6 protein-coding genes are annotated in these 11262 nt (G+C 62.0%); 2 read left to right on the top strand and 4 right to left on the bottom strand.

The annotated features are described in order from the left end of the window. Positions 1 to 109: 109 nt before the first annotated feature. The 3 genes from BLU85_RS02600 to mfd are packed head-to-tail and all read right to left on the bottom strand — an operon-like array spanning position 110 to position 6841. Positions 110 to 2803 carry a DEAD/DEAH box helicase gene (locus BLU85_RS02600; protein WP_072407816.1) on the bottom strand — a complete coding sequence of 898 codons (2694 nt, stop codon included), beginning with the start codon at positions 2801 to 2803 and terminating at the stop codon, positions 110 to 112. Positions 2804 to 2814: 11 nt separating this feature from the next. Continuing rightward, complete coding sequence (locus BLU85_RS02595; protein ID WP_092197345.1) at positions 2815 to 3381, bottom strand: CsiV family protein; 567 nt, start codon at positions 3379 to 3381, stop codon at positions 2815 to 2817. 10 nt (positions 3382 to 3391) lie between these two features. Then, complete coding sequence (gene mfd, locus BLU85_RS02590) at positions 3392 to 6841, bottom strand: transcription-repair coupling factor (RefSeq protein WP_092197343.1); 3450 nt, start codon at positions 6839 to 6841, stop codon at positions 3392 to 3394. 168 nt (positions 6842 to 7009) lie between these two features. Between mfd and BLU85_RS02585 the strand changes: the two genes are divergently transcribed. Next, positions 7010 to 8473 carry a glyceraldehyde-3-phosphate dehydrogenase gene (locus BLU85_RS02585; RefSeq protein WP_092197341.1) on the top strand — a complete coding sequence of 488 codons (1464 nt, stop codon included), beginning with the start codon at positions 7010 to 7012 and terminating at the stop codon, positions 8471 to 8473. Positions 8474 to 8642: 169 nt separating this feature from the next. On the opposite strand, the gene BLU85_RS02580 is transcribed toward BLU85_RS02585, so the two are convergent. Beyond that, entirely contained in the window at positions 8643 to 9941 is a 1299-nt protein-coding gene (locus BLU85_RS02580) for an MFS transporter (protein ID WP_092197339.1), read from the bottom strand. Between the two features lie 251 nt (positions 9942 to 10192). Here BLU85_RS02580 and BLU85_RS02575 point away from each other — a divergent pair, with 251 nt between their 5' ends. Beyond that, a complete protein-coding gene (locus BLU85_RS02575) occupies positions 10193 to 11182 on the top strand; it encodes an FAD:protein FMN transferase (RefSeq protein WP_092197337.1) in 990 nt (329 codons plus the stop codon). Positions 11183 to 11262 lie beyond the last annotated feature (80 nt).

The following is an 11262-nucleotide window of genomic DNA, read 5'->3' as shown; positions in this document are numbered from 1 at the left end:
CCCCTGTGGGAGCCGAGCTTGCTCGCGATGACGGCAGCACAGTCAACATCCGCGCCCGCTGAACCACCGCTATCGCGAGCAAGCTCGCTCCCACAAGAATTGAAGGGGGTCAGCGCTTTTCCAGTTTGTCCGGCAGCGGCGCGAACAACGCCTCGATATCGTCGCTCTGCAATTTCCAATCTCCGGCCACGCGTCCGTCCAGCACGCCGGCCGCGAGGTCGGACTTTTCCTTTTGCAGCAGCTGGATCTTCTCTTCCACCGTGCCTCGGGCTATCAGCTTGTAGACGAACACCGGCTTTTCCTGGCCGATGCGGTAGGCACGGTCGGTAGCCTGGTTTTCGGTGGCCGGGTTCCACCACGGGTCGTAGTGAATCACCGTGTCGGCCTCGGTCAGGTTCAGGCCTACGCCACCGGCCTTCAGGCTGATCAGAAAGATCTGACGCTTGCCACTCTGGAATTCCTTGACGGGCGTGCGACGGTCCCGGGTCTGGCCGGTCAGGATGGCGTAATCGACACCTCGCTTTTTCAGCTCATCTTCAATCAGCGCCAACATGGACGTGAACTGGGAAAACAGCAGCACCCGGCGGCCTTCTTCAAACAGCTCGTCGAGCATTTCCATCAGGCTGTCGAGCTTGCCCGAGGTGCTGCCTCGGGCGGGCAGGGTGGCGTCGTTGATCAGGCGCAGGTCGCAACACACCTGGCGCAGCTTGAGCAGTGCCTCGAGAATGATGATCTGGCTGCGGGCCACGCCTTTGCGAGTGATCTCGTCGCGGACCTTCTTGTCCATCGCCAGGCGCATGGTTTCGTAGACGTCCCGCTGGGCGTCGCTGAGTTCGACCCAATGGATGATCTCGGTCTTGGGCGGCAGCTCTGTCGCCACTTGTTCCTTGGTCCGGCGCAGCAGGAAGGGTTTTATCCGACCGTTGAGGTGCTGCAGTCGTACATCGCTGCCGCGCTTTTCGATCGGTACGCGGTAATCGCGGTTGAAACTCTTGACGTCCCCGAGCCAGCCCGGCAGCAGGAAGTGAAACAACGACCACAGTTCGCCCAGGTGGTTTTCCAGGGGGGTACCGGACAGGCACAGCCGCTGGCGGGCGTTCAGCTCGCGGGCGGCCTGGGCGGCTTTGCTGGTGGGGTTCTTGATGTACTGGGCTTCATCGAGGATCAGCACGTGCAATGGCTGCGCGGCCAGGCGCTCGACATCCTTGGGTAGCAGGGCATAGGTGGTGAGGACCAGGTCGTAATCGGCCAGTCGTTCGAAATGCTTTTTGCGCCCGGCGCCATACAGGGCCAGTACCTTGAGTTGCGGCGTGAAGTGGGCAGCCTCGTCCAGCCAGTTGGGAATCAGGCTGGTGGGCATCACCACCATGCACGGGCGATCGAGGCGCCCGGCGTTTTTTTCGCTGAGAATGTGCGCCAGGGTCTGTAGGGTTTTACCCAGGCCCATGTCGTCCGCGAGGATGCCGCCGACTTCCAGTTGCCGCAGTGACTGCATCCAGCTCAAGCCTTCGAGTTGATAAGGCCGTAGCGTCGCGTTCAGCCCTTCCGGCGCGGTGGTGGTGTAATCCTTGATGTCCCGCAGGCGCTGGGCCAGGCCGCGAATGTGTTCGCCACCTTCCCAGGTCAGTGGCATGTCCTGCAGCGGGTTCAGGCGCAAGGCGTCCGCGCTGTTGAGGCGCAGTTTGGTGGTGCCGGGTTCTTGCAGGTAGAACTCGCCCAGGGTCGCCAGCACCGGTTTCAGCCGGCCATAGGGCAGGGCCACTTGCTGGGGACCGAATTCGGAGTTCGGACGGTTGGGCAGGTTGACCAGAATCAGTTCATCGTCCCGGCGCCTGGCCAGGCGTTCCGGGTTGAACAACTCGATGTGCGAGCGCATCAGGTTCAACAGGATCGGCAGCAGGCTCAGGCGCTCGCCGTTGACGATGATCCCCAGTTCCAGGTCGAACCAATCCCGTTCCGGTGTTTCCTCGACCGTGGCGTACCACTCGTCCACGGCCGTCAGGTCGAAGCCGAAGTCCTCGTCGATCTGCAATTCCCAGCCCTGGGTGCGCAGTTTCGGCAGGTCGTTGAGGGTGAACGTCAGCCAGGCACTGTCGTTGACCATTTCGTACAGTTCGCCAGCGCTTTCCGGCAGGGCCTTGCTTTGTCGGGTCGCGACCTTGAAGCCGAGGATTCGCAGCTGTTCGCGGTAGGACTGTTCCACATCGGTGTGGCGTTTTATCCGCAGCGTCTGGGTTTCCTGGCGAATCAGCACGTCGGTGTTGCGCTGGCCGCTGACGTACTCGTCCAGATAGCTGAAGGACAAGGCGGCGCGGTGCTGGATGTAGCGTTGCATCTTGCCGTTGCGTGGCTCGAAGGCGCTGAACTCGATACTGGCCAGCCACAGGCGTGGCACCGGTTGTACGTTGTCCACCAGCACTTGCGGTGGGGCCTTGGGGCTGCGGTTGTCCAGCACGGCCTGGAGTTTTTCCAGCAATTGCGCGTCTTTTTCGGCGGCCGGGTAGGCCAGGGTTTCCTGGACTTGCAGCAACACCGCCGCGCAGTGCTTGCAGTTGATGCGCACCGGGCAGGAGCACGCGGCTTCGAGCAGAATCAACGCGCCCTTGGCTGACTCTTTAAGGCGAATGGTCTGACGGTAGACGTTGCCGCCAGAGCCTTCGCAACTGGCGGTAATGGTGCTGTCGCCGGCTTCGACGATCCTGACGCGGTTTTCCAGCGCATAACGGCGCCCGCGCTCCAGGCTCTGTTCCTTGAATCGATTGACCCAGGAAGGTGCCAGGGGTTTGCTCAGGGGCGATGGCATAGGCGCGCCGATCAGTCCGGAATGACTTCAGGTGCCTGCCGTGGCGCGGGCGCGGTCAGCGAGGTGATCTTGATCAGCAGGCCGAGGTGACCGTTATCGAGGAAATTCAGTTGACCATTCTTGGTATGGCTCTGCTGTTTGAGGCGCTCGCTGGCGGTGACCAGGCCATTGGCGTCGATCTGGTTGATCCAGAAGTCGGCATCCACGTCGGTGAAGCGGCCCAGTTTCAGTTCCAGGGTGCCCTCGATGGGGAACTGCCCAAACTGTTCGGCACCGTCGCTGATGGCGACTTTACGGCCCTGTTCACCGAGCGTCTGCTGCCAGGCCTTGTGCATCAATACCGTGTATTGGCCGCTGGCGCTGAGTTTCTCGACGATGTTGCCCAGGGCCGGCGTGCGCTGGCTGTCCGCGCCCAGGCGTTGCGCGCCGGCGTCCCAGTCTTCCGGTGCGGCACGGCTGACAATCACCGGCTCGGCATTCTGGCGGACCAGAATCATTTCAACCTGATACAGGTCATCGGCAAACGCCAGGGGAGCGACCAGGGTCAACAGCAAGGTCAGTGAGCGGAACAGGCGCATGGGGCGTCCTTCAAGCAGTGGTCGGAGTGAGACGCTCGAACAGCGCCTCTACGGTGTTGAAACGCTCTTCCGCGCGTTCCATGGGCACCATGAATTTGAACATCGTGGCCCCTTCGAACTTGTAGCGTTTGGGCTGGCCTTGGATCAACTTGATCAGCACCAGCGGGTCGACCGGAGTCTGGGCTTCGAACTCGATCCGGCCGCCGTTGGGGCCGCCATCGACTTTCTTGATGCCCAGTTGCTCGGCCTTGAGCTTGAGCAGCGTGGTGCGCACCAGGTTCTTGGTCGGTTCCGGCAGCAGGCCGAAGCGGTCGATCATCTCCACCTGCAGGTCCTTGAGGCCTTCCTCGTCGCTGGCCGAGGCGATGCGTTTGTAGAGAATCAGCCGTGCGTGGACGTCCGGCAGGTAGTCTTCCGGGATCAACGCCGGCACGCGCAGATTGATTTCCGGCCCGCCGCCCAGGGGTTGATCGAGGTTTGGCTGTTCGCCCTTGCGGATCGACTTGACCGCGCGTTCGAGCATTTCCATGTACAGGGTGAAGCCGACGGCCTGGATCTGGCCACTCTGGCCGTCGCCGAGCAATTCGCCGGCGCCACGGATTTCCAGGTCGTTGGTGGCCAGCACGAAGCCGGCGCCGAGGTCCTGGGTGTTAGCGATGGCTTCCAGGCGCTTTTCCGCATCCGGGGTGATCTGCTGGCGCGGTGGCGTCAACAGGTAGGCGTAGGCCTGGTGGTGGCTACGACCGACCCGGCCACGCAACTGGTGCAGCTGGGCCAGGCCGAATTTGTCGGCACGCTCGATGATGATGGTATTGGCGCTTGGCACGTCGATGCCGGTCTCGATGATGGTCGAGGCGATCAGCACGTTGAAGCGCTTGTGGTAGAAGTCGCTCATCACCTGTTCGAGTTCACGTTCGCGCATCTGCCCGTGGCCGATGCCGATGCGCGCTTCCGGCACCAGTTCGGCCAGGTCGGCGGCGCATTTCTCGATGGTCTTCACGTCGTTGTGCAGGTAATAGACCTGGCCACCACGCAGCAGCTCACGCAGCAGGGCTTCCTTGACGGTGCTTTTGTTCTGCTCCATGACAAAGGTGCGCACAGACAGGCGCCGGGCCGGCGGCGTGGCGATGATCGACAGGTCGCGCATGCCCGACACCGCCATGTTCAGCGTGCGGGGGATCGGCGTGGCGGTCAGGGTCAGGATGTCGACTTCGCTGCGCAGGGCCTTGAGCTGTTCTTTCTGGCGCACGCCGAAACGGTGTTCTTCGTCGATGATCACCAGCCCCAGGTTCTTGATCTTCACGTCGTCCTGCAGCAGCTTGTGCGTGCCGATGACGATGTCGATCTTGCCCTCGGCCAGTTCGGCCACGGCGGCGTTCACTTCCTTGGTGGATTTGAAACGGCTCATCACTTCCACGGTCACCGGCCAGTCGGCGAAGCGGTCGCGGAAACTGTTGTAGTGCTGCTGGGCGAGCAGGGTGGTCGGGACCAGGATCGCCACCTGCTTGCCGCCGTGCACGGCAATGAACGCGGCGCGCATCGCCACTTCGGTCTTGCCGAAGCCCACGTCGCCGCACACCAGTCGGTCCATGGGCTTGGGCGCGAGCATGTCGGCGCGCACGGCTTCGATGGTGGTTTGCTGATCGACGGTTTCTTCGAACGGGAAACCGGCGCTGAAGGTTTCGTAGTCGGCTTTCGGATCGGCGAAGGCGTAGCCCTCGCGGGCGGCGCGACGGGCGTAAATGTCCAGCAGTTCGGCGGCCACGTCGCGCACCTGTTCGGCCGCCTTTCGCTTGGCTTTCTGCCAGGTTTCCGAGCCCAGGCGATGCAGTGGGGCGAGGGCGTCGTCGCTGCCGGTATAGCGAGCGATCAGGTGCAGGTTCGCCACCGGCACGTAGAGCTTGGCGCCCTCGGCGTATTCCAGGGTCAGGAACTCGGCGGCCTGGTTGTCGATTTCCAGTGTCGCCAGGCCCAGGTAGCGGCCCACGCCGTGGTCGATGTGCACGACCGGTGCGCCTTCGCGCAGCTCGGTGAGGTTCTTGATGACGGCGTCGTTGGCGGCGTCGGCGCGTTTCTCGCGACGGCGGCGCTGCATGACGCGCTGGCCGAACAAAGGACTTTCCGCCACCAGTGCCAGGGCCGGGTCATCCAGGACCAGGCCGTCGTTCAACGGCGCGATGGTGATCGCCAGGCGATCCTTGCCGGCGACGAAGTCCGGCCAGCTGTCCACCGTCTTCGGCCGCAGCTTCAGGCGTTCGAGCAGTTCCAGCAGCACTTCGCGACGCCCCGCGGATTCAGCGGTGAACAGGACGCGACCAGGGAATGCGTCGAGAAAGCCAGCCAGTGCCGCCAATGGCTGCGTGGCCTTGGCTTCGATGGCCAGGTCCGGCAATGCTCTGGCCGGGAAGCGCTCACGGCCAACGCCGGTTTCCACGTCCTGCTGACTCGCCACCACCCGTGGCCAACTCTTGAGGCGGGCAAAGCAGTCTTCCACCGGCAGGAACAGCTCGGCCGGTGGCAATAAAGGACGGGCAGGATCGACGCGACGCTCTTCGTAGCGGTTGCGCACGTCGTTCCAGAAGTTTTCCGCCGCCTGCTCGATGCCCGGCAGGGAAAACACCTGGGTGTCCTGGGGCAGGTAATCGAACAGGGTGGAGGTTTCTTCGAAAAACAGCGGCAGGTAGTACTCGATACCGGCGGGGGTGATCCCGCTGCTCAGGTCCTGGAAGATCGGGCAGCGGCGGAAATCCACATCGAAGCGCTCACGAAAGCGCGCCTTGAAACGGGTCACGGCGTCTTTCTGCAGCGGGAATTCCTTGGCCGGTAACAGGCGGATCGACTGCACTTTGTCGATGGAGCGCTGGTTTTCCGGGTCGAAGGTGCGCAGGGTCTCGATTTCGTCATCGAACAGGTCGATGCGATACGGCAGTTTGCTGCCCATCGGGAACAGGTCGATCAAGGCGCCACGCACCGCGAACTCGCCGTGCTCGTACACCGTGTCGACACAGCGATAGCCACTGGCCTCGAGGCGGATGCGCATTTGCTCGACGTCGAGCTTCTGGCCGATGTCCAGCACCAGGCTGCTGCCGAGCAGGAATTGGGTCGGGGCCAGGCGATGTAGGGCCGTGGTGATCGGCACTACCAAAACGCCATGACTGAGCTCCGGCAGCCGATAAAGGCTGGCGATTCGCTGGGAAATGATGTCCTGGTGCGGTGAAAACAGATCGTAGGGCAGGGTTTCCCAGTCCGGGAAATGCAAGACCGGCAAATCCGGAGCGAAAAAACTCAGCTCCTGTTCCAACCGTTCAGCGCTTTGGCTGTCGGCGGTCAGCAGCAGGGTAAAACGCTTTGCAGCGCTGGCGGCCTCGGCGATGGCCAGGCTCAGGGCGGCACCGGGCAGGTTGCCCCAGTGCTGTTTACCTGCCGCGGCAGGGAGAAGCGGAAGACGCAGAACGGGCACGGAAGATTGAGCTCCAGCATTGCGACAAAGTCGACAATTGTAGCGGGGGAAGGGGGCTGCTGTCAGTCGCAGACTACCCTGGCCGGCAGGAAAACCACGGCGCGACGGGCGCGCATTGCTCCGCCGAGGACTCGGCGGCATAATGTAGCCCCTTTTTTCAGCCCCTACATGTGGAAGGTTACCGTGACTCAGAAGCCCGACCAGTGTCTTGGTGAATGGATTGATCGTGAAGCGCTCGCCGAAGCGATGATCCCTCTCATCGGTCAGCTCTACCGCAATAACAACGTGGTGAGCTCGATCTATGGCCGCAGCCTGATCAACCAGTCTGTCATCGCGATCCTCAAAGCCCACCGCTTTGCTCGCCACCGTTCTTCCGACGACAGCGAACTCTCCGTCCACGAAACATTCCCTCTGCTCAAGGCCATGAGCGAGCTCAAGCTCGGCGCGGCGTCGGTAGACCTGGGCAAGCTGGCGTTCAAATTCCGCAACGAAGGCAATGGCCGTAGCGCCGAGCAGTTCGTGCGTGAAGAGATGGCTGATGTGGTTGGCCAGCAGAACGTTTCGGCTCGCAAAGGCACTGACGTGGTCCTGTACGGTTTCGGCCGTATCGGCCGTCTGCTGGCGCGCATCCTGATCGAAAAAACCGGTGGTGGCGACGGCCTGCGCCTGCGGGCCATCGTGGTGCGCAAGGGCGCCGAGAACGACCTGACCAAGCGTGCCAGCCTGCTGCGCCGTGACTCGGTCCATGGTTCGTTCAACGGCACCATCACCATCGACGAAGAAAACAACACCATCACCGCCAACGGCAACCTGATCCAGGTGATCTACGCGAAGAACCCGACCGAGGTGGACTACACCCAGTACGGTATCAAGGATGCGCTGCTGGTGGACAACACCGGTGTATGGCGTGACGCCGACGGCCTGGGCCAGCACCTGGCCTGCCCGGGTGTCGACCGCGTTGTCCTGACCGCACCAGGCAAGGGCAAGCTGAAGAACATCGTTCACGGCATCAACCACGGCGACATCACCGCTGACGACAAGATTGTCTCCGCCGCCTCTTGCACCACCAACGCCATCGTGCCGGTGCTCAAGGCCGTGAACGACAAGTTCGGCATCGTCAACGGTCACGTCGAAACGGTTCACTCGTACACCAACGACCAGAACCTGATCGACAACTTCCACAAGGGCGATCGCCGTGGCCGCAGCGCCGCGCTGAACATGGTCATCACCGAGACCGGTGCCGCCACCGCCGCCGCCAAGGCCCTGCCTGAACTGGCCGGCAAGCTGACCGGCAACGCGATCCGTGTGCCGACGCCGAACGTGTCGATGGCCATTCTCAACCTGAACCTCGAGAAAGCCGCCACCCGTGAAGAGATGAACGAGTACCTGCGCTACATGGCGCTGCACTCCGATCTGCACAAGCAGATCGACTTCGTCAATTCCCAGGAAGTGGTGTCCACCGACTTCGTGGGCTCGCGCCACGCCGGTGTCGTGGATGCCGAGGCCACCATCAGCCAGGATAACCGCGTTGTCCTGTACGTCTGGTACGACAACGAGTTCGGTTATAGCTGCCAGGTGGTTCGCGTGATGGAAGACATGGCCGGGGTAAACCCGCCAGCGTTCCCGCGCTAAGCCTTAGCCGCTTGTGAAAACGCCCCGACTTGTCGGGGCGTTTTTTTGTCCGGGGGTTGTGGTGTCTGGGCTGGCCTCATCGCGAGCAAGCTCGCTCCCACAGGTGACCGAGTTGTTGCCAATGCATGGGGTCCAATGTGGGACCGAGCTTGCTCGCGATAGCGATCTATCAGGCGCGACCCGCCACAGAGGCCTGCGCAGTCCGCAGTTCATGCCGATTGCCCTTGAACAACACCAGGGTCGCAATCAGCCCCAGCACCGCCGCCCCACTGAGCCATATCCCCGGTGCAGCCTTGTTGTCGAGCACATGGATCAGGTAGGTACAGGCCGCCGGGGTAAATCCGCCGAAGGTCGCTGTCGCCAGGCTATAGGCCAGGGAGAAACCGGTGGTGCGCACTTCAACCGGCATGATTTCCGTCAAGGCCACCACCATGGCACCGTTGTAGGATCCATACAGGAACGACAACCACAGCTCGACGATCAGCAAATGGCTGAAACTGGGATTCGCCACCAGCCAGGCCAGCGCCGGATAGGCGGTCAGGATCGCCAGGATCGTCGCACCGAGGAGCAGGGGTTTGCGTCCGATCTTGTCGGAAAACGCCCCCATCACCGGCAGCCAGAAGAAATTCGACAAGCCGATGCATACCGTGACCAGCAGCGCATCGAGGTCCGACAGGTTCAACTCGGCCTTGCCGAAGGTCGGTGTGTAGGCGGTGATCAGGTAGAACGACACGGTGGTCATCACCACCAGTGCCATGCCGGCCAAGACAATGCCGAAGTTCTGACCGATGGAGCGGACAATTTCCGACAGGCTGGGGCGGTGTTTTCTTGCTTGGAATTCAGGTGTTTCTTCCAGCGAACGACGAATCATGAAGATGGCCGGGACAATCATGCACCCCACCAGGAACGGTACGCGCCAGCCCCAGTCGCCCATCTCCTGGGGGCTCAGCCAGTGATTGAGGCCAACCCCCAGCAAGCCGGCAAACACCACTGCCGCCTGTTGGCTGGCGGATTGCCAACTGACAAAGAAACCCTTGCGCCCCGGCGTGGAGATTTCCGCCAGGTAGACCGACACACCACCCAGCTCCACGCCTGCGGAGAAGCCTTGCAGCAATCGGCCCAACAGCACCAGCAAGGGGGCCGTCACGCCGAGGGTCGCATAGCCTGGCACGCAGGCGATCAGTAGGGTGCCCATGGCCATCAGCGCCAGGGTGATGATCAAGCCTTTGCGACGGCCATGGCGGTCGATGTAGGCACCAAGAAATATCGCCCCCAGGGGACGCATCAGGAACCCGGCACCGAACGTGGCCAGGGACAGCATCAGCGAGGCGAACGCACTGTCGGCGGGGAAGAACGTCTTGGCGATGGCCGTAGCGTAGAAGCCGTAGACCATGAAGTCGAACATCTCCAGGAAGTTGCCGCTGACAACGCGAAAAATCGCCTTGCCGTTGCTCGTGGTGGAAGACATTTTGGGTACTCACTCTGGCAGATCTTGTATGAAGGCGCTGCACGCTGTGGGGGCGACCTGTGGGAGCAAAGCTTGCTCGCGATGAACGATAGGCAGCCTTGTAGCTGGACCGTGTCGCATGCATCGCGAGCAAGCTTTGCTCCCACAGGTCTGATCCCACAGGTTCGCGCACGCACGCGCTGAAGCTCATAATGGCGGGCGCGGTTTTGAGGGGAGATGAAGATTTGTTAACTGGACGATGGTGGGCATTTGTGATCTTGGCCGGTGTTCTGTCCGGCTGCGGTAATGGCGACACCCTCGAGCGCTTCGCCGGTCCGACCATGGGCAGCCATTATTCCATTCAGTACGTCAGGCATTCCGCCGGGCCCGCTCCGAAAACGGTGCAGGCCGAGGTGGAAAACATCCTTGCCGAAGTGGATCGGCAATTCTCGACCTATCGCGGCGATTCGGACGTTGAGCGCTTCAATGCATTGCCGGCCAACAGTTGCCAGGTCATGCCTGGGCCGGTCCTGGCGTTGATCCGCGTGGGCGAGCAGTTGTCGGTTCAAAGCGATGGCGCCTTCGATCTGACCGTGGAGCCGCTGCTGAACCTGTGGGGCTTCGGGCCCCAGTCCCGGGATGAGAACGTGCCGACTGCGGAAACCTTGACCTTGGTGCGCCAGCGCGTCGGTCATGGTCATTTGCGTATTGAGGGCGACCGGCTGTGCAAGGACGCCGCGGTGGAAGTCGATTTCAACAGTATCGCCGCCGGTTATGCCGTCGACCGCATCGCCGCGAGGCTCCAGGCCCTGGGCATCGACAGTTACCTGGCCGAAGCCACCGGGGAACTCAAGGCCGTCGGGCGCAAACCCGATGGTTCGGCCTGGCGCATCGCCCTGGAAGAGCCCCGGGATGACCGGCAAGTGGCGGAGCGTGTCATCGAGGTCAACGGCTACGGGGTTTCCACCTCGGGTGACTACCGTCATTACTTCGAACAGGGCGGTCAGCGTTATTCCCACACCTTTGATGCACGCACTGGTGCGCCGGTCCTACATAACCTGGCGTCAGTCACGGTGATTCATCCTTCGGCGCTGATGGCCGATGGACTATCGACGCTGTTGCTGATTCTCGGTCCTGAACGGGGTTGGGACTATGCCCAGAAACAGGGCGTCGGGGTATTTTTCGTATTGCGGGACAATGACCGTTTCGTCGTTCGCACCAATGAAGCATTTGAACGGATGACGGGCGGAAAACCTCAATGATGACAGCGCCCTGAAAGGTCACCTGTGGCGAAATAGCGCAGGCAAAGGGGGCGTTCTCAATTAGTTTCCCCACCGCGCCG

This window comes from Pseudomonas sp. NFACC14 (assembly GCF_900106885.1).
In the GTDB taxonomy this organism is placed as follows: Bacteria; Pseudomonadota; Gammaproteobacteria; order Pseudomonadales; family Pseudomonadaceae; genus Aquipseudomonas; species Aquipseudomonas fluorescens_AA.
This window is presented reverse-complemented; position numbering and strand designations above follow the sequence as displayed.